Origin of the sequence: Kitasatospora sp. NPDC056446, assembly GCF_042796115.1 — a bacterium.
Classification (GTDB): domain Bacteria; phylum Actinomycetota; class Actinomycetes; order Streptomycetales; family Streptomycetaceae; genus Kitasatospora.
The window spans coordinates 13,960-32,783 of the sequence record NZ_JBHTRF010000065.1; the positions used below are offsets into that span (position 1 = coordinate 13,960).

The 18,824-nt window shown below is 73.1% G+C and carries 14 protein-coding genes; 3 read left to right on the plus strand and 11 right to left on the minus strand.

What is annotated here, in order from left to right:
- The first annotated feature begins 190 nt into the window (after positions 1 to 190).
- The 3 genes from ACFQ6N_RS30415 (at position 191) to ACFQ6N_RS30425 (ending at position 4,331) form a co-directional block, all read left to right on the plus strand.
- Positions 191 to 595, plus strand: a complete 405-nt coding sequence (locus tag ACFQ6N_RS30415; RefSeq protein WP_380655891.1) for a hypothetical protein — start codon at positions 191 to 193, stop codon at positions 593 to 595.
- 239 nt (positions 596 to 834) lie between these two features.
- Entirely contained in the window at positions 835 to 1,347 is a 513-nt protein-coding gene (locus tag ACFQ6N_RS30420) for a hypothetical protein (RefSeq protein WP_380655893.1), read from the plus strand.
- Positions 1,344 to 4,331 carry a M48 family metalloprotease gene (locus ACFQ6N_RS30425; RefSeq protein WP_380655894.1) on the plus strand — a complete coding sequence of 996 codons (2,988 nt, stop codon included), beginning with the start codon at positions 1,344 to 1,346 and terminating at the stop codon, positions 4,329 to 4,331. Before ACFQ6N_RS30420 ends, ACFQ6N_RS30425 begins: the two co-directional genes overlap by 4 nt.
- Positions 4,332 to 4,649: 318 nt before the next feature.
- Here ACFQ6N_RS30425 and ACFQ6N_RS30430 read toward each other — a convergent pair whose 3' ends face one another.
- From ACFQ6N_RS30430 to ACFQ6N_RS30480, 11 genes are all read right to left on the minus strand, one after another.
- Positions 4,650 to 5,507 carry an aminoglycoside phosphotransferase family protein gene (locus ACFQ6N_RS30430; protein WP_380655897.1) on the minus strand — a complete coding sequence of 286 codons (858 nt, stop codon included), beginning with the start codon at positions 5,505 to 5,507 and terminating at the stop codon, positions 4,650 to 4,652.
- The gene (locus ACFQ6N_RS30435; protein WP_380655899.1) at positions 5,504 to 6,052 is read right to left on the minus strand and encodes an AAA family ATPase; all 549 of its coding nucleotides are present in this window, start codon (positions 6,050 to 6,052) and stop codon (positions 5,504 to 5,506) included. Before ACFQ6N_RS30435 ends, ACFQ6N_RS30430 begins: the two co-directional genes overlap by 4 nt.
- 62 nt (positions 6,053 to 6,114) lie before the next feature.
- The gene (locus ACFQ6N_RS30440; protein WP_380655902.1) at positions 6,115 to 8,022 is read right to left on the minus strand and encodes a hypothetical protein; all 1,908 of its coding nucleotides are present in this window, start codon (positions 8,020 to 8,022) and stop codon (positions 6,115 to 6,117) included.
- Entirely contained in the window at positions 8,019 to 10,187 is a 2,169-nt protein-coding gene (locus ACFQ6N_RS30445) for an HAD-IA family hydrolase (protein ID WP_380655904.1), read from the minus strand. Before ACFQ6N_RS30445 ends, ACFQ6N_RS30440 begins: the two co-directional genes overlap by 4 nt.
- Positions 10,184 to 11,884, minus strand: coding sequence for an amino acid adenylation domain-containing protein (locus tag ACFQ6N_RS30450; RefSeq protein ID WP_380655906.1), 1,701 nt, complete (start codon positions 11,882 to 11,884; stop codon positions 10,184 to 10,186). Before ACFQ6N_RS30450 ends, ACFQ6N_RS30445 begins: the two co-directional genes overlap by 4 nt.
- Positions 11,881 to 13,215 (minus strand): hypothetical protein, encoded by a 1,335-nt coding sequence (locus ACFQ6N_RS30455; protein ID WP_380655909.1) that lies wholly within the window; start codon positions 13,213 to 13,215, stop codon positions 11,881 to 11,883. The genes ACFQ6N_RS30450 and ACFQ6N_RS30455 overlap by 4 nt, the downstream gene beginning before the upstream one ends.
- Complete coding sequence (locus tag ACFQ6N_RS30460) at positions 13,203 to 14,558, minus strand: hypothetical protein (RefSeq protein WP_380655911.1); 1,356 nt, start codon at positions 14,556 to 14,558, stop codon at positions 13,203 to 13,205. Before ACFQ6N_RS30460 ends, ACFQ6N_RS30455 begins: the two co-directional genes overlap by 13 nt.
- A gap of 30 nt (positions 14,559 to 14,588) precedes the next feature.
- Positions 14,589 to 15,461, minus strand: a complete 873-nt coding sequence (locus ACFQ6N_RS30465; RefSeq protein WP_380655914.1) for a TauD/TfdA family dioxygenase — start codon at positions 15,459 to 15,461, stop codon at positions 14,589 to 14,591.
- Positions 15,462 to 15,485: 24 nt separating this feature from the next.
- Entirely contained in the window at positions 15,486 to 16,703 is a 1,218-nt protein-coding gene (locus ACFQ6N_RS30470) for a hypothetical protein (protein WP_380655916.1), read from the minus strand.
- Complete coding sequence (locus ACFQ6N_RS30475) at positions 16,700 to 17,452, minus strand: hypothetical protein (RefSeq protein ID WP_380655918.1); 753 nt, start codon at positions 17,450 to 17,452, stop codon at positions 16,700 to 16,702. The genes ACFQ6N_RS30470 and ACFQ6N_RS30475 overlap by 4 nt, the downstream gene beginning before the upstream one ends.
- On the minus strand, positions 17,449 to 18,783 hold the full coding sequence (locus ACFQ6N_RS30480; RefSeq protein ID WP_380655921.1) for an aspartate aminotransferase family protein: 1,335 nt from the start codon (positions 18,781 to 18,783) through the stop codon (positions 17,449 to 17,451). Before ACFQ6N_RS30480 ends, ACFQ6N_RS30475 begins: the two co-directional genes overlap by 4 nt.
- Positions 18,784 to 18,824 lie beyond the last annotated feature (41 nt).

Below are 18,824 nucleotides of genomic sequence, written 5' to 3' on the forward strand. Positions count from 1 at the left end.
TGTTCTACACCTGCTTCCCCCCCCCCGGTGCTGTCCCCTTTGGGGCGCCCCCGGGGGCGGGGGGGGGGGGGGGGGGCCCCCGGGGGGGGGGGGGGGGGCGCGGCGGGCCCCCCCCCCCCCCCCCCCACGACCGTCAGATGTAGCAGCACGGGCACCGCTCGCCGCGCTGATCGCCTTCCACGCGCTCACGGTGAAGGACCTTCGCGCGATCCTGATCACCGATGTCCACGACGGCAGACTCCACCTCGGGGAGCGGGTCATCCTGCTCGCCGGGCCGGCGCGCGAGCGGTTGTCCGCCTACCTCGACCACCGAGCCCGCCGGTGGCCCCGTACCGCCGACCCGCACCTGTTCATCAACGTCCAGACGGCCTACACCACCGCGCCGACGAGCAACGTCTGGGCGACCAAGATCCTTGGCATCTCCGCGCAGGCGATCCGCGAGGACCGCATCCTCGACGAGATCCTCGCCTTCCAAGGCGACATCCGACGGTTGTGGGACCTCTTCGGCCTGAGCAGTTGGGGCGCCCGTCGATACGCCGAAGCCGCAGCCCAGAGCCGCGTCCACAACTCCAGGCCAGACGATTCGCTCAGGTGATCCAGGTGACCGAGCTCTGCAGCTCCGGAGCCCGTCAGAGAACTGCCACGCTCACCGCCTTCTATGACACGGTCAGGCTGGCTCCCTCGCTTCCAGTAACGGGTCTGTTCACCAGGTACGGTCCAGCCCCGAGAATCTGACGCTCCCGGGGTGCCCTGCTCACCCCGCCGCTGTACTATCGCTTCCCGGGACGACAGCCAAAACATGGAGCATGTGAACTTCCACCGGGGGGTGGGGAGTTGAACGCACCGATGAATTCCACTGCTGGGATTCTGATTCGCGATGTCGTTCAGAGCGTCGTGGCCGCCTGCGCGCCCGAGGAATCGGTGGTGGTCGAGGGACTACTCCAGTACAGCGACGCTGACGTGCTGGCACGGCTGCGTCGGCGCCGGCGCGGGCGTGATCCACTCGGATTCGGACTTGCCGAAGTCGTCCCGCTGGTCACTCCCGTGTTGTGGTTGACGCTGGACAGTGCCCGCACGAAGCTGGCGGATGCGGTCGTTGACGGGGCAGCGCGCGGCTCGGCGTCGTTGTGGCGCCGCATCCTCCGCCGAGGATCGAAGCCCGAGGTCATCCCGGCCCTCACGCGCGAGCAACAGCTGATGGTCAACCAGATGGTTCTTGAGGCGGCCGCCGAGGCCGGACTGCCGCCGCAGCGGGCCAAACGGATCGCGGATGGCGTCGTCGCCGCTCTGGCGCTGGCCGAGCCTGCTGGGGGTCCCGTCGAGGGCGACCCAGAGGAAACCCAGTGACCGTCACAGAGGACGGTCAGGCCAGACTTGATGAGCGAGTGCTTGGAGCGGGCACCAATGCTCGGTTCGCACTACTGTTGCTACTGCTCGTGACGGCCAGTGGCGCCATGCTGCTGCCGATCCTGCAATTTCTACACCCGGGCGACGTGATCGGGTGTGACCTAGCGGCCGGTGTTGACATCGACCACCCCGGCACTGTCGCGTCGGCGACTCGGAAGGTCGGGCAGACGCTGGCCTACATGCCATGCGTTGCACGCTATGCGCCACCTCCACCGTGGTGGCAGGTCCTGGGTGGGCCAGTGGTGGTCGTCATGGCTGCGGCGGTCCTCATGCTCCTACTGCCACGGTGGAAGCAACGCCGTTCCCGGTGCATTCGCCTGGACTCGGTAGCTGGCGGTGGCGAGATCACCGCGCGTGTCCAGGAGTTAGCCAAGGGCCGCTCCCGGGTACCGGAGTTGTTCGTCGCCCCAGCCGCACGCACCAAGAGTGCCGCGGTGTTCGGAACCAATGGCCGGCCTCGGCTGTGCCTGGACGGAGGGCTCGTCGCCTGCCGCACCACTGAGCCGCAGACGTTCGATGGTGTCGTGTTGCACGAGCTCGGGCATATCGCTAACCGGGACCTCACAGTCACCTACAGCACCGTCGCCCTGTGGCGGGTATTCCTCGTCCTGATTGTCGCTCCGTTCACACTGGTCTGGTCGGCGGTCGTCCTCGGTAACGGGCTCAGCGCCAGCCCCACGATCATGGCCGCCAGCCTGCGGTATCTGGTCCTGCCAGCGATCATGGCCCTAGTGGTGTATTTCGGGCGCGCGGATGTGTTGCGCAGCAGGGAGCTGCACGCTGATCTGACGGCCCATCGATGGGGTGCACCACTGCGGCATGTGTGGGCTGCAATGTCTGAGTTGCCCGAGCGCCGCAGGGCGCACCGGGTGCTTGAGGCTCTGCTCGACAACGTGCGCACCCACCCGAGGTGGGAGGCTCGCCGCGACGCCCTCGATGATCCTGCGCCGCTGTTCGCGGTGAGTTCACTGCTGATGTTCCTGCTCGGCACGAACGCCAGCCTGATGAACTACCACCTGATGTACTACTACCTGTCCCGCGTGGCCGAGATGAGCGACTGGATCGATCAGGGCCTTGCCGCCGCTCCAGCCGTTGTTGTTGTGGCAGTTGCCACAGCGGTCCTGTGGCGGGCGTCGGTGCGTGCCGCGCTCCTGGGCTTGGCGGCCCCCACGGGTGTCCGCGCTGGACTGTGGTTGGGCTTGGGCGTGGTGGCTGGCTCGCTGGCGAGCGGTCAAAGTGCCGCGGATCTGGGGCTTCCTCCCCACTGGTGGGTGCTGCTGCTAGTTCCGGCAGCCACGGTCGCATTCACTTGCTGGACGGCCCAATGCGCGCGGCTCGCGGTGGCTTCATGGCCGGGCCGCTCGCTGCGGTGGCCCATGGCACTGTGCCTGGTCTCGGGTTGGCTGATTCTCTCGGCATGGTTCGTGTGGTGGGACTTTTTTGGAGCGATGTACGCCAATGGCTTCTGGTTCGATCTCGCGGGCATGCGTCAGACAGTCACCCACACGTTTCCCGGCACGGGCACAGTCCACCCGGACACGACCGGCCTCATGGCCCAGACGCTCCCCGCTTTGCTGGTGGCAGCGTTCCAGGCTTTAATGCCGGCTGCTGCCGTCGCCGGATGGTGCGTTCCCCTCGCCATCTGGGCGGGGGGTGCCATCGGTCATGGACCCGGCTGGCTTCGCCGACTTGAGTCCGGCAGCGGTGTTCCCGATCCGCCGCAGGCGCCCGCTGCTCAGTCGTTGCGCGCTCCCGCGCTTCGGCAGGCGACCGTGCCCGCGCTGATCGGCGGAGCGGTCACAACCTTCGGTGTGGCCGGAGTCCAGGCATGGCTGCACAGCCTGCATGCAGCCCCGGAGCAGCGGGGCGGCATGTACGCCTTGAGCTACGCCATCTGGTCGCTGTGGGCGATCGTTATCGGTGCGGCCGTCGCCGCTGTGATCGCAGTGGCCTCCCCCCGATTCCGGCTGCTGACATCACTGATCGCTTCGGGAGTAAGTACGCTGTTGGGGCTGGCAGCCACAGTTGTGCTGATCTCCGTAGACGGGTGCGTCCAGCCATTGGGTGCCCTCAACAGTAGCTGTGCATGGCGTCCGGCATGGAGGCAGTTACAAGGAGGGCAGACATTCAGCCTGGTCGTGCACGGTGCGCTCCTCATTGCGCCTGTTATCGCAATGGCCATCACTGCTCTGGGCACCTTGGGCCGGAATGCGCTGCGGCACGTGATTAGGCAGGCTGGAACGTCGAGACCTGCGTCTAACCCAACGATCGTTCCCTCCCATCGTGGGGGACAGCGCATTGCTGCGGCGTTGGCGCTTGGGGCGCCGGCGGCGGCGTTGGCGACCGTGGTTGTACTGATGATCGGCGACGCCCCGGCACGACTGGCGACACGCGCTCAGACGACGACAGTCAGCGCACAGACCACTTTCCGGCAGGCGGCGGGACTGCCAGTAGCGCCGGTATCGGACAATATGCGTTGGCAGCAGGTCCACGCCTGGTACAGGCTCGGAGGCCGGTACCTGCTCGACCACGCCACCAGGGACTACCTCTCGATGGCTACGTTGTTGGCTGTGGCAGCAAGCAATGGACAGATCGACGTCGACACCAAACTGATGGCCAACATGCGGCCGGTGTGTCTGGACGCGCAGAATATGGCTTCATGGGAGCCGTACTACTTCCAAGTGCCCGACCCGACCGCGCAGGAATCGTGGCACCAGTTCGCCGCTGCCTGGAAGGCAGGCAAGGACTGCCTTCAGGCTGTCGACCATTCAGATGCTAACGCGTTCCTCCAGTCGATGGCCGAGCTCTGGCCTGCGGAGAGAGCCGCAGTCGCCGCCTCGAACCGGATCAAAGCCGTCATCGACGATCCCTCCGACTCCGTTTTTAAAGGGCAGGCGACTCCACCCCCTCAGCCGCACCTGTAACGCGTTGCCCGGTGCCGACAGACTGCCGGCCATATAGCTGATCAGTCCGCAACAGCCGGGCAACGATCCTGGAGCCCCTGCGACATCCGGGCGGGCGTTCATCGACACGGACAGCTCACCTCGGTCTGGCAGGCCACGAGTTCGTCCCAGAGTACCCGTCAGTATTCGAGAACTCACGGGAGGTCAGGTCGGTGGCGACTGCGCGGGCGATGGTGGCGCCGGTCTGGTCGTTCGTCAGGTTCGTCATGGACGGACTGTAGTGCGGAGTGTGTGCGATCCGGCCTGATTCTCGGCATGCACGGCGCCGCGTACGGCGAACTACGTAGCGACCATGGCGGCGCGAAGTGCCGCGTGACCCTCACGGGAGAAGTCGGCTTGGCCGGCAGCGGCGGCGGAGACAGTGATGGCTGCGGCGTCGCCGATCCCGCACCATCGCATGAGGCGCTGCTCGTTCTCGGTCGGCTGTCGGCCGTACCCGGTATAGAAGGCGGTGGCGAGATCGGGCCGGGCGCGAAGGGTGCGCTGGATGATCCGGAGGAAGTCCCGGCCGGCGGCCTCGTAGCGGCTGGTCTCGAAGTCGATCACGCTGATCCGCACTCGGCCGCGCTCGTCGGTGTCGGCGAGGAGGTTGCGGGCGGTGAGGTCCAGGTGGGAAGGCTGGGACTTCTGTGGGGGCAGGGTCTCCAACTGGTCGATGGCGGCCAGGGCGAAGTCGAGTTCGTCGGTGGTGAGGGGGTGGGTCGGGCCGGTGAGCTGGGCGCGAAGGTAGGCGGCGCGCTGTCGGCCGAAGTCCGTGATCGTCTGCAGCGGGGCGGCTTCGTGGAGGCGGCGCAGCAGCTGGCCGGTCTGCCGGTAGGCGTCCCGTTCTTGGGCGGTGGTGAGGGCGGCGAGGTCGAGGCGGACTCCGGGCAGTGCCGTCATAAGGAGCACTCGGGCGTCCTCGTCGGCGTCGACCAACTGGGGTGCCGCTGCGCCGAGGATGGGCGTCCAGGTGCGCAGCGCGTGCAGTTCGCGGGTGAAGCAGTCCGGGCTGCTGTTGGCCTTGAGGATGACGTGCTGGCCTCCGGGGTGGCGCAGGAGGCGGACGGTTGCGGTGGTGCCGGGCCAGCTGAGGTCGGCGACGACCTCGGCCGGCCCGGTGAGGCGCGCTATCGCCTCGGAGACGGTGGCGGTCACAGGGCGCCGATGCTCTTCAACGCCTGGTCGGCGACCTGGCGGGGGGTGAGGTGGGCGGTGTCAATGACCTCGGCGTCGGCGGCGAGCCAGCCGTCGTACGCCTCGGTGTAGACCGGCAGCTTGCGGCGGCGGAAGCCGCGGACCTTCTCGCTGCGCGCCTCGTCGTCGGGGAACTCGATGCTGGCGTCGATGCGGGCGCTGACGGTGTCCGGGTCGGCGTGGAGCAGGAGGTGCTGGAGCGGGATGCCAGCGACCCGGATGGCCCCGTGGATCTCGGCGGCGTAGTCCTGGCGCAGCAGGGTCATCGGGATGATCACCGGGTGGCCGTCGTTCTCCCGGTGGCAGTGGACGGCGAACTCGGCGACCAGGGGGCGCCAGGCCGGGTTGTCCTGGAAGTCCTTGTACTTGCCGGGGAAGACCTGGCGCAGGAGGAAGCCGACCTCCTCAGCGTCGAAGAGGACGGCGCCGGGCAGTTCCTGCTGCAGGGTGGTGGCGAGGGTGGTCTTGCCGCCGCCGAAGGGGCCGTTGATCCAGATCACGGTCACTGGGGTCTCGCTTTCGTCGCTGGGTGGTGGTGTTCGGGCCAACTGCGTGCGCTGGCCGGGGGTTACGACGTGCGGGTACTGCTGTCAGGGTTGCACCCGGCGGGCAGGACGGGCACGCGCCGCTGGTGGAGGGCGAGGCGGAACCGGTCGGCGTGGACGAGCCAGAGCCGGTCGAGTTCGGGCACCAGGTCGGTGGGGACGTCGAGGTCGACGGTCAGCGGCTCTGGCGCGAGGGCGGCGGTGGTGTGGGCGTAGCTGCCGGAGCGGCTGCTGCGCGGGCGCAAGTGGACGGCGAGCAGGCCGTGTTCGGGGCCGTCGACGGTGAGGGTAAAGGGCCGGCCGGGGTGGACGGCGGTGGGGGCATGGACGGTCAGCGGGGGCTGGCCGGCGGGGTGGTTGTGGGCGGGCCCGCAGCGCGGGCAGGTGACGGTGATGCGGTCGCGGGGGCCGAGCACGCTGGTGAGGTGCTCCGCGGTCAGCGGCATCGTGCAGTGCGGGCACGGCGAGGCCGGTGTCGTGCGGAGGATTCGGTGGGTGGCGCGCAGCGCGGTGAGCTGGCGGCCGAACGCGCCGCCGCGGGTGCGGGTGAGCAGGCCGAGGGCGTGCTCGGCCCACTGGTGGGCGAGGCGTTCCAGCTCCTCGTGGTCGAGGATTCCGGTGGGGCCGGCGCGCCGCAGGAGGGTCTGGGCGCCGCTGCGCGCTTCGCCCATGGACCGTAGGCACTGGTCGAGGCCCGGGTCGGGCCGGTGGGCGAGGGAGTCGCCGAGGGCCGCCTCGAACAGCGCGGCCTCGGCGGTGCGCTGCGTCCAGTCGACGATTTCCCGGTCCCGCTCGGGGCTGGGCGCGGCGAGCGGGCGGGGGTGGCTGGTGCGGGGCGCGGGGCGGTCGCTGTGCACCGGGTGGGGTTGGTGGTCGGGGTCGCCGATGAGGATCGCGGCCCCTCCGGTGAGTCCGCGTTCGGCGGCGCGGCGGTTGGCGTCCATGGTGACGGTGCCGAGGTCGGCCCCGGTGCGGAGGAGGTCGGCGGCTGCGTGCGGGTCGGCGCTGGTGGTGTCGGCGTCGCCGCGCAGCAGCCCGAAGACGGCGGCCGGGTGTCCGTCGACGGCGTCCAGGGCGAGGTTCACGGTGGTGGGGTACTGCTCGTCGGGGCCGAGGGTGATGGCGTTGCAGATGTAGAGGCCGAGGACTTCGGCGTGCAGGTCGTGGGGGTGGTGGACGGTGATGCCGCTGGAGGGGGCGGTCTTGCACCGGGTGGGGGTGCAGCCGCCGGGGACGAGGTGGCCGGTGTGGGTGGTGCGTTCGGCGTCGCCGGGCAGGCCGCACAGGACGGCGGTGCCGAGGTGGGCGTGGGCGGCGGAGCCGTGTGCGTCGATCAGGAGGGTGCGCCAGGGGGAGCTGATCGCGTCGGCGGTGGTGAGCCGGGGCGCGCCGGGCCGGTGGAGGCGGCGGGAGCGGCCGGTGGTGCCGTCGATCAGCGCGGATGCCCCGTCCGGGGTCGAGGCGGCGAGGATCTTGGCGAGGAGGAACACGGTGGCGGGCGTGTCGCGGCCGGTGAGCAGTCCGAGGCGGGTGCCGTGGCGGGTCCAGGTGTCGAGGGCGGGCAGCAGGGCGGCGATGGTCAGGTGGGCGGGGTCGGCGGTGAGCAGGACGCTGCCGCCGCCCGGGCCGGGGTCGGCGAGGGCCTGGGTGAGGGTCGGGTAGTGGTGGTGGGGGCGGCCGAGCGCGGTGGCGGCGAGCCGGCCCAGGCGCGGGTCGTCGCCGGTGGACACGACGCGGGCGCACGCCCGGGCCGGGCGCGGGAGCGGCCCGGCGGCGGGCCCGTAGTCGGCGAGGACGGCGGCGATCCGCTCGTCGCGATCCCGCTCGCCGGTGGCCAGAAGGGGGACGGTCGCGTCGGTGAGCAGGGCCTGGGCGTGGTCGAGGCCGCTTGCCCAGGCGTGGCCGTCCGGCAGACGTGGAGGGGCGTTCACCGTGTCTCCAGCCGTGTGGCCAGGGCGCGCAGGCGGTAGCGGACCGGTCCTCCCGCGAGCGGGAGGGTCTGGGCGAGTTCCTCGGCGGCGGCCATCCCGGCGGCGTGCTGCTCGGTGTCGGCCTGCTGCTGGTAGGGCCAGGCCCGGGCGGCGAGCGTGGCCAGGGCCTGGGCTGGGGTGCGGTGGTCGTCGTACTCGGCGAGGAGGGTGTCCGTGGTGGCCAGGCCGCGGGCGCAGAGGTGGGTGGTGACGAGGTGGTCGGTGCCCTTGCCGGTGATCAGCGGCGCTGGCCGGCCGTGAAAGGCCGCCGCGCGGTAGGCGGCGTCCAGGTCGGCGGCCGGGTCGTCGCCGCGGGCGTGAAGGAGCAGGCGCACGAACACGCCGCCGGGGCGCAGCACCCGCAGGGCCTGGTCGGTGGCGGCGAGCGGGTCGTCGGTGAACAGCAGTGCCTCGTGCTCGACGACGACGTCGGCGCTGGCGTCCGGCAGGGGGATGGCGAGCGCGGTTCCGAGGAACAGCCGCACTCCGGGCAGGTTGCGGGCGGTCAGGAGGGCGGCCATGCCGGGGGACGGTTCGAGTGCCGTGTAGGTCGAGGTCCCGGAGGCGAGGTGGGCGGTGATGCGCCCAGTGCCGGCGCCGAGTTCGAGGACGTCGCGTCCGGCGAGGTGGCCGCTGGCGAAGGCGTGCAGGGCATCGGCGAGAGCGGGCGCGACGGCGCGGTGGTCGTCGTACGCCGTGGCGAGGCCCGCGCCGTACAGCACGTCGGGTCCGGGGGCGGTGAGGGTGGCGTCGAGGAGGGGGACGAGGTGGCGTTCGAGGTCGTGCCAGGGCCAGGCGGCCTCGGCGCCGAGCAGCAGGGCCGAACTCTGGCGGAGGCGGCCGAGCAGGTGGACCAGGGCGGTCACCGAGTGGGAGAGCCCGGCGGGGGTGGTCGGGTCGGCCCGCAGGGAGGCGGTGAGCAGCGTGGTGGCGGCGTGGCCGAGGTAGCGGGCGCTCGTGGCGTCGGGCCAGGGGCGCGGCTGGCGGCGGGCGAGCATCGAGGCCAGGCGGGTCAGGGCGTGGCGTGCGGTGTCCAGATCCAGTGCTGCGGACAACCGGTCGCCGCCGCGGTGGGCGTCTGCGGTGCGGGTGAGGGCGGCGGCGGCCTCGGTCAGCAGGGCGGTGGCGTGCCGGGCGGCCGAGGCGCGGGTGGCGGCAGTCCACGGCGGCAGGTACTCGGCGCCGGGCGGCGCGGGCTGCGGCATCCAGGCGCCGGGGTGCCCTGCCGCGTGGGCCGCCTCGGTGCCGGCCGGGACGAGCCGCCACTGGGTGACGTGGCCGTCGTCGTCGCCGGAGGCCAGGGTGTGCTCGCCGGTAGCCTGCGCCCAGGCGGAGTTGGTGAGACGGGCGGCGACGGCGTCGGCGGGCAGGCCGGTGGCGAGGTAGTGGGTGCGCAGGCTCTGGTGGTCGTCGTGCTCGGCGTGGCCGGGCGGTGGCGCGACGGCCTTGACCGGTTCGGGCGGGGTCGGGCGGCCCGGGGCGCCGGGCAGGATGACGCCGAGGCCGGCGAGGTGCTGTTCGAAGGCGTCGGTGCCGCCGGGCTCGCGGAAGTGGTGGGCGTGCAGCCCGACCGTGCGGGCGGCGTCGGTGTTGATGTCGGAGTCGTCCGCGAAGGCGACCTGGTCGGCGCTCAGTCCCATGGTGGCGACGGCGTGTTCGTAGGCGCGCGGGGACGGCTTGGTCAGGCCGGTGGCGGCCGAGTTGAGGACGTGGTCGAAGAGGTCGTCGAGCCGGTGGTGGGCGAGGTCGCTGTCGAGGATCGTGGTGTTGTTGGTGAGCAGGGCGATGGTCAGGCCAGCGGCGCGGGCGCGGCGCAGCAGGGCGACCATCGGTGCGTTGGGCTCGCCGCGGTCGGCGCTCCATAGGGCGAAGGCCCGGTCGGCGCTCTCGGCGCCGAGGCCGGCGGCCATGCGCTCGCGCACTCCTGCGGCCCACTGCCCCCAGGTGAGTGCCCCGGTGTGGGCGGCGTCGCTGTGGCGGCTGGAGGTGTAGGCGCTGAGGGTGCGCGGCGGCAGGTCGAGTTCGGCTTCGGCAGCGGTCGCGCCCTGGCGGCGCCAGAAGCGCACGACGCCGTCGAGGTCGATGAGGATGCCGCGGATGCGGGGCTCGGCGGCGGGGCGGTTCATCGGCTCCTCCGGATGGTGCGCAGCAGGTTGGTCGCGGTGGGGTCGGCGGCGAACTGGGCGATGGTCAGGTCGGTGTCGTAGTGCTCGTTGAGGCGGGCGAGCAGGGCGAGGGCGCCCAGCGAGTCGCCGCCGGCCGCGTAGAAGTCGCCGCTGTCCGGGGCAGGGGTGCCAGTGGCGTCGTGCCACCAGGTCGCCAGCGGCTCGGGCAGCACGGCGTGGGCCGTCCCCGGCGGGCTGTCGGACTCGGGGGGTTCGGTGGCGAGGGTCCGGCGGTCAATCTTGCCGCTGGCGGTGCGCGGGAGCCGGGGCCGACAGGTGATGCGGGCGGGGACGGCGGCGGGAGGCAGGTGCTCGGCGAGGTGGCAGCGCAACGCGGCCGGGGCGAGGCCGGTGGCCGTTTCGGCGTGGAGGGCGATCTGCTGCCGGTCGGGGTCGAGGACGGCGCACGCGGCCAAGACCTCGGGGTGGTCCAGGGCGCGGGCCTCGATCTCGCCGGGTTCGAATCTCACGCCGCGGAGGTTGAGCTGGTGGTCGGTGCGGCCGAGGAAGGTGTACTGGCCGTCCGCCAGGCGGCGCACGCGGTCGCCGGTGCGGTAGGCGCGCACCGCCCGGCCGGTGGCGGGGTCGGTGACGGTGAGGAACGCGGCGGCACTCTCCTCGGGCCGGTGCAGGTAGCCGTCCGCGAGTCCGGTCCCGGCGAGGTGGAGTTCACCCGCTTCGCCGTCCGGCACCGGCTGGCCCTCGGGGTCGAGGACGATCGGGACGACGCCGGGCAGGGGCCGGCCGATCGGCACCGGGTCGGCGTGCGGGTCGATGTCGGGCGCCAGGAACGCCTCGATGCCGGCCTCGGTGGGCCCGTAGGCGTTGGCGATCCGCAGACCGGGCGCGAACCAGGCGCCGAGCGGGCGGACGTGGAGGGCTTCGCCACCCAGGACGACCAGCCGAAGGTCGGGCAGAGCGCTGGCCGGGGCGGGGGTGGCGGCGAGCTGGCTGGGGGTGCACGTCAGCGCGGTGATCCGCTGCTCGGCGAGGAACCGCACGAGGGCGGGGCCGGGGGTTCGGGCGGCGGCCGGGGCGGTCACCAGGGTGGCGCCGGTGGCCAGGGCGCACAGCACCTCCCACAGCACGGCGTCGAACGCCGGGGAGGTGAGCTGGGCGATCCGGTCGGACTGGGTGAGTCCGGCGGCGGTCGGCATCTCCCGGGCCCGCTCGGCGAGGGCGCGGTGGGAGAGGACGACGGGCTTGGGGGTGCCGGTGGAGCCGGAGGTGTGGAACAGGCACGCCGTCGCCTCGTCCGGAACGCGCGGCAGGTCGCCGCAGCTGCGGGCACCGGCGGCGACGGCGGGCAGAGCGGGCGCCCAGTGCGGGCTGGTGCCGTCCGGGGTGATCACCGCGCGGGCCCGGCAACCAGCCGCGAGACGGGCCAGGCGGGCGGGCGGGTGCCCGGCGTCGAACGGCACCGCCACCGCGCCGGCCCGCCACGCCCCGAGCAGAGCGGTCACCCAGCCGGTGCCGGGCGCCACGGCGAGCAGCAGCGGCCCCTCGGCGAAGCCGGTGTCCAGCAGTGCGGCGGCGACGCCGTGGGTCTCGGCGTCCAGGCGCGCCCACGTCCACGAAGCGACGCCCGGGTTGTCGACGGCCACGGCGTCGGGCCGGGCCTCGGCGGTGGTGGTGATCAGGCGGGTGAGGGCGCTCATCGCTTCGCCCCCACCCGGTCGAGTTCGCGGCGGGCGGTGCGCAGCATGTCCAGGGTGCGGACGAGGTCCGCGTGCGGGACGGACAGGTTGACGCGGATGCGCGGCTCGCCGGGGTAGAGGGCGTTCCAGGAGGAGAGGGTGCCGCCGAACAGCAGGCTGGGGTTGAGCTTGAGGTCGAAGCGCCGTCCGACCGTGTTGACCCAGCCCACCAGGTCCTGAGGGGTGGGCAGGTCGACGTTCAGGCGCGGCAGGAGCGAGTACCCGGCGATGGGCCGCATGTGGGCGGCGACCTGCAGCAGCCCGGCACCGTGGTGGGTGAGCAGGCCGAATGCCTCGGCGAAATGGCCGGCCATGCGGTCCAGGTGGCCGGTGATCGCCCGGCAGGTGGACTCGGTCGGGCACGTGGACACCCGGTGGCGCTTGTACTGGGCGCGGACCCAGGCGTGGCGCCGGGCGAAGGTGCCCGGGTCGCTGTCGTGGGCGGCCTCGGCCATCAGCAGGACGGTGAGGTAGAGCAGGACGAACTGGCCGGCCATCGGGTTGGCGCTGGCGACGCGATCGAACACGTCGTCGCGCGCGGCGGCGATCAGGGCGGTGTCCCCGCTGATGAGCAGTCCGGCCCGAAGTCCGGGCAGGGACAGGTCCTTGGACGGGGTCATCAGGACGGCGGTGTCGGTGAGTCGGCCAGCCAGCGCGGTGCGGGCGTGGTCGGCGACCATGTGCCGCCCGCTGCTGTGCCCGCCGGCCTGGAAGACCAGGTCGAGTACACGGAAATCGGCCTGGACGGCGGGCGGGCGGAAGCCGGTGCCGGTGACGCCGTTGGGAAGGATCTCGACGACGGCGGTGTGACCGGCTCCGCCGCCGGACCAGTGGACGGCGCCGTCGCCGCGGTAGCGGCCGGCGACGGCCAACGGGTGGCGGCGCGGTGTCTGCTCGAACGCGAAGTAGCACGGCGCGGGCAGGATCATGCTGGCGCCGCACGCCGTCAGGTACCGGGAGACCAGCCCAATCCCTTCACTCGCGCCCGCGCAGAACATCACCTGGTCCTCGTCGACCGGAACGCCGAGGTACTCACCGGCAAGGGCGGCGGCGAGGGCGCGGTCGTGCTCGTCGTGGACGGTGCCGTACTCGTGCATCCGCCCGTCGCGCAGGCAGGAGGCCAGGACCTGCTGCAGGTGCCGAGCGGTCGCCGTCGAGATCGGGTAGAGGTTGTATCCGTAGCCGATCTGCGCGCAGGAGCGGGCCACCCCGTCGCGCAGATCGCGGTACACCGCGACGCACGAGGCGTCGGCCGCCAGGTCGGGTGCGGGCAGCGCCATCACATCCCCCATTCCCCGCAGCCGAGCAGCGCGGTGACCTCGGCCAGGGCGGCGGAGGCTGACTCGTCGGGGCGGGCGGCGAACGGGGAGCGCTCGCCGGTGCGCAGGACGGCGACGTCGGCGGCGATGTCGGCAGGCTCGCGGGTACCGGTGAGGGCCTGGTCGATGAGCTGGGCGAGGAAGGGCATGTCCGAGGGCGAGAGGCCGCACCACACGGCCTCGGCCAGGCCCAGGCGCAGCGCCGGGTGGCCGAGCGGCAGGTCCTCCAGCCAGTTGACGCGGATTCCGGCCGCGTACAGCTGCCGCGCTGCGACCCGGGCGGCCAGGCGCGGGGTGGTGGTGACCCACAGCTGGTGGGTGCGGGTGTAGCCGATGTCCGCGCCGGCGACGTCCCAGCCGGCCGAGGCGAGGTGCTCGCCGAGCGAGCGGGCACAGGCGACGACGGCGTGCGCGTAGTCGCCGGCGCGGTCGGCGAAGCCCGCGAGGGATAGGCCCAGCGCCGCGACGGAGCCGAAGTGGTGGCTGGAGATCAGCTGCGGCTGTACCTGCTGCCACGCTGCCGCGATGCCGCTGCGGTTGGTGGCCAGAATGCCCTTCTGCGGGCCCGGGAACGACTTGTGGGTGGACGCGGACAGGCTGTCCGCCCCGCAGTCGAGCGGGTTCGGGACGGCGCCGCCGAGGACCAGGCCGAGCAGGTGGGAGATGTCGGCGTGCACCAGGGTCCCGGGCGACGCCTTCTTCACCGTGTCGGTGATCGACGCGATGTCGTAGGGCACGAGGGCGTGGCACTGGTCGATGTAGAGCAGCGCCGGGCGCTGCGTGGAGCACAGCTCGGCGAGCTGCCCGAGGTCGAGGCGGTGCGGGTCGGGACCGGTGACGGTCAGGACGTGCTGGCCGAGGCGGCGGGCAATGTCGGCGGTGGCGTAGTGCCCGCCCTGGCGCGGGGACAGAACCGCGACGGGCGCTCCGGCCGGGTAGCAGGCCAGCGTCATCTCCATGGCCTGCAGGCCGGACAACGGGCGGATGTTGACGTGGGCGGCGCCGAGCATCCGCTGCAGCAGCGGGACGGCGAGGCCGGTCTCCAGCCACTGCGCGTCGCGGGCGCCCGGGAAGCGCCACTCGCCGAAGTCGGGGTCGGGGTGCTGGTCGAACATGTACCGGCTGGCGAGGTCCGCGATGAGCGGCAGCCGGGCGACGGGCCACATCGCGTTCTCGGCGGGCACCAGGTTGATCACCTGACGGGCCGCGCGCTCGTGCCCGGCGAGGACGGTCAGGGCGGTGGAGAGCAGCTGCGCGCCGCTCGGGTCGCCGATTCCGGAGCCGAGGTCCGGGCCGGTGCTGGTGGTGAGGGTCATGCCGTGCTCCAGGCGTGGGTGGCGGAGGGGTCAGGCGGTGGGGCGGGTGGTGAACAGGCCGCGCAGGAGCAGGCGCGGAGCGGCGGGGTCGTCGACGAAGGGGGTGCGGCCGTGGCAGAGCTTGTCGTTGGCCAGGATCAGGGCCTGCCCGGCGGCGAGGGTGAAGGTGGTGCGGTGCCAGGAGGTATCGGCGGCGGCGCCGGCCAGCGCCGCGAGGGCGCGGTCCAGGTGCTCCTGCCGCCCCGGAGCGGTGGGGTGGTAGGAGTCGGTGGCGGTGAGGCTGTAGCGGGTGATCAGGTTGCCCGCCGGGTCGCGGCCGAACGCCGGGCCGGCGGTGGACAGGCCGTCGACGAAGGTGGAGGTGCGCAGCAGAGCGCGCTCGTGGGTGAGCTGGGCAGCGGCCTCGGGGTCCGCTGCCTGCAGTTCGGCGAACGCCTGGACGGCGTTGAACAGCTGGGTCTGGCCGCCCGAGCGGCCCGGGCGCACGCAGATCATGACCGTGGTGGCGACCTGGCCGAGGTGCTGGAGGGTGGCGTCGCAGTGCAGGTTCTGCCCGGCCCGGTCCTGGAAAGGGTGGGCGGGGTCGGCGGTGGCGGTGAGGCGGCTGACCCCGCCCTGGGTGTGGGTGCTGCCCCGGTACTGGGGCGGGCTGAACGCCGGGCCGAGCCCGAGCGCGTCGGCCAGCGCGGCGAGGTCGGCCTCGGCCGGGGTGGTGCCGGGGACGTCGACGACGACGTAGCCGCGCGCGCGGTAGTCCTCGGCGATCCGCTGGCGGAAGGCGGGCTCGGGGATGCCCCAGCTGCTGGCGACGACGGGCTCGGCGGGGGCCGGGAAGAAGCCGGGCAGCTGGAGAGGGGCGGTGACGCGGGCCGGGGTGCGGCGGGTGATAGCGGGAGCGGGCACGGTGGCCTCCGGTCGGACGCGGGGTCAGATGATGGCGGGAGCGCTGGTGGTCAGCGCCGGGGTGGCGGCGATCAGCCGGGCCACGGCGGCACGGTGGGCCGGATCGTCGCGGTCGGGCGCGGGCCGGGCCTCGGTGATCAGGTGCAGGAGCGGCAGCAGGTGGCGTTCGAGGTCGAAGCGGGACGCGGCCAGGTCGAGCGCGGCCAGGTGGCCGTCGCGGGCGGGGCCGTCGTCGGTGGCGGCGAGCAGCGCGAGGGCGAGCGCCTTCGGGTCGGCCGGGTCGACGACGGGGCCGATGCCGAGGGCGGCGACCACATCTCCGGTGGCGCCGTGCGGGTCGGCGACGACCGGCAGCCGGTACAGGGCCGCATCGCGAAGGCGCAGCCGGTGGCAGGTCTGGGACTCCGCCGTGCGGCTGCCGGTTATCGCGAGGCAGCGGGCACCGTTGAGCATCCGGTCACGGCCGTGGTGCCCGAGCGGCCCATCGGGCAGCTCCACCAGGCCGTCCAGACCCATGGCGTGCACCTGGGTGCGGAAGGCAGGGCCGGGTTCGTACAGCAGGCGCAGCGTCAGCTCCCGGCCGAGCCCGCGGGCGCGGTCGAGGGCGGGCAGCAGCGGAGAGGGGTGGCAGTACGCCCACGCGCCGCCGCTCCACACGACATCCACCGAAGGCCCGGCCGGCGCCTGGGCCGCGGTCTGGGCGGAGTGCCGGTTGTGGCCGATCGGCACCAGGCTGAGCAGGTGGTCCAGGGCAGGGCCGGCGCGGTGGTGGGCGGCGGACAGGCGGCCGGTGGCCACCAGCGCGCCGAGGGTGGAGGCGCGCTCGGCCTCGGAGCGCACGAGGAAGTGGTCGGCGAGCATCAGCTGCAACCGCCAGCGCGCAACTGTGTCGGCGTACAGGTCCTGTCCGTCCGGGCCGGCCAGCGCGTCGTAGTGCAGGTGCTCGATCGGCGGGGCGTTCTCCGCGACCAGGAACAGGCCGGCGGCGTGGGCGGTGAGCAGCAGCCGGGTGTCGGGCAGGTCGGTGGTGACCAGCACCCTTTGCCCGGCGAGGAGTTCCTCCCACGGCCGGGTGGTGACCGTGACGCCCGGGTGGGTGAAGCCGGAGGGGCGCGGGGCGGCGATGGTGACCCGGTGTCCGGCGTCGGCGAGGACCTGGGCCGTCTCCCACAGGCGGATACCGATCCCGCCGAGCTGGTCGTCGACCGGGTAGGGGCGGGCGTGGATGAGGACGGTCGTCACAGGACGCTCCCGGTGATCGTGGCAGCCAGGCTCGGCCAGGTGCCCAGGTCGGTGAACGGGCCGACGTCGAGCGTCGGCGCGCCGAGCAGCGGGGCGATGCCCTCGGGCCCGAACGGCTGGCGGAGCGTCGCGCGGTGCAGCACGTCGAGTACGGCTCGGCCGTGCCCGCGGGCGAAGGCGTAGGCGAACCAGACGGCGTTGAAGCGGCTGGCCTGTTCGAGGCCCGGCTTGTCCGCGAAGTCCTCCACCTGCGGCCACGCGTGGCCGGCGGCGCTCTCCAGGTGAAGCGCCCCGTCGACGGCCAGCCGGTGCGGGTCGTTCTCGGCGGCCGTGAGGAACGCGGCCCGGTGACCGGCGCCCACGAGGTCGAGTAGGTCCCCGACAGCGTGCGGGGCCGGGCGGGCGAGGATCTGGTCCGGCAGCAGGACGGCCGTGGCGGGGCCCCACCACGCTTCGCAGCTCAGCACCGCGCCGGTCGACTCCGGCAGTGTCGCGTCCTGCGAGCAGAGCGCAAGCGGCAGCCCGAGGTCGGCACAGCGGGCTGTCAGGTGGCGGGCGGTGGCCTCCCGGCCGGGGCCGAGCACGGCGACCAGGCGAAGCCGGTCGGCGTGCGGGGCGAGCAGGTCCAGGGTGTGGTCGAGGGCGACCCGGCCCGGCCCGGTGGGCACGAGTTCCTTCGCGATCGGCAGGCCGAGGCGGGTGCCGGCGCCCGCGCACGGCAGCACCACCGTGTCGCGCCCGCCGCTCACCGCGCACCCCCGGCGACAGTGTGCAGGGCGTCGGCGACGGTTCGGGCGCCGGCCAGGGCGTCGTCCTCGGTGATGACCAGCGGCGGCGCGATCGTCAGGACCGGCCCGAACGAGCGCACCAGGACACCGGCCTGCTGGGCGAGCGCGGCCACGTCCTGTGCCACCTCGACGGACACGGTCTCCACGCCGACCAGCAACCCGCGGCCACGGACCTGCCGCACCGCCGGGCAGCCGTCCAGGTCCTTCGACAGGTACTCCAGGACAGCCGAGCCGACGCCGCGGGCGCGGGCCGGCAGGTCCTCGCCCTCGACGATGTCCAGGACCGCGAGCGCCGCCGCGCACGCCGTCGCGTGCCCGCCGGTGGTGTGCCCGTGCCGCAGCCCGCCCAGGTACGGGTCGTCGGCGAACACCTCGTACAGGTCCTGGCGCACCGTGACAGCGGCCAGCGGCGCGTACCCCCCGGTCAGGCCCTTCGAGGTGACCACGATGTCCGGGCCGTTGTCGTGGCCGAGGTCGTGCTGAAAGCCGAGCATGTGCCCGGTGCGGCCGATCCCGGTGGCGACCTCGTCGACGATCAGCAGGATGCCGTGCCGGTCGCACAGCGCCCGCAGCGCGGCCAGGGCGCCGTCCGGCGGGACCACGATCCCGCCGACGCTCAGCACCGGCTCGACGAGGACCGCCGCCACCCGGTGCGCGCCCACCGCGGCGAGCTGCGCCTCCCACTCCAGGGCACCGGGAATCCGGCACTCGTGCCCGCCCGTGCTGGCCGCGCAGTCCGAGCACCGTGGCGTGGTCAGGTGCAGGAAGCCGTCCGGAAGCGGCCCGGCGCCGTCGCGGCGGAACTCCGCCCCGGTGGCGGCGATCCCGGCGGTGGTGGCTCCGTGGTACCCGTCCGCCCAGGAGGCGATGACGGTCCGCTCCCGGTCACCGGTGATCCAGTGGAACATCCGGGCGATCCGGATGGCGGCTTCGGTCCCCTCCGACCCGGAGTTGCAGAACAGGGTGCGCGACAGGCCCGGCGGGCAGAAGGCGGCGATCCGCTCGGCGAGCAGCGCCGCGGGCTCGGTCGTCACCTCCGCCAGGTCCCACGTCATCAGCTGCCGGGCCTGGCGGGTCATCGCGTCGACGACGCGCTGCTCGCCGTAGCCGACGATGGCGTTCAGGGTGCCGGCACGCAGGTCAAGGTAGCTGCGGCCGGTGTCGTCGGTGACGCGGCAGTCCTCACCGTTGGTCAGGACGAGGCGAGGGGTGGCGACGCGGATCGGGCTCCACGGGTGCCACAGGTGGCCCGTATCGGCGCGGCGCACCGGGCCAGGCAGGGGGGTGGGCATGACGGATCGCCTCCGGGTGAGGTCGTGGGGTCAGGGAGCGG

What these genes read in the sequence shown, in the direction of transcription:
- ACFQ6N_RS30445 (WP_380655904.1), bottom strand. Translation starts at nt 10,187, where the DNA reads ATGAACCGCCCCGCCGCCGAGCCCCGCATCCGCGGCATCCTCATCGAC.
- ACFQ6N_RS30450 (WP_380655906.1), bottom strand. Translation starts at nt 11,884, where the DNA reads ATGAGCGCCCTCACCCGCCTGATCACCACCACCGCCGAGGCCCGGCCC.
- ACFQ6N_RS30455 (WP_380655909.1), bottom strand. Translation starts at nt 13,215, where the DNA reads ATGGGGGATGTGATGGCGCTGCCCGCACCCGACCTGGCGGCCGACGCC.
- ACFQ6N_RS30460 (WP_380655911.1), bottom strand. Translation starts at nt 14,558, where the DNA reads ATGACCCTCACCACCAGCACCGGCCCGGACCTCGGCTCCGGAATCGGC.
- ACFQ6N_RS30480 (WP_380655921.1), bottom strand. Translation starts at nt 18,783, where the DNA reads ATGCCCACCCCCCTGCCTGGCCCGGTGCGCCGCGCCGATACGGGCCAC.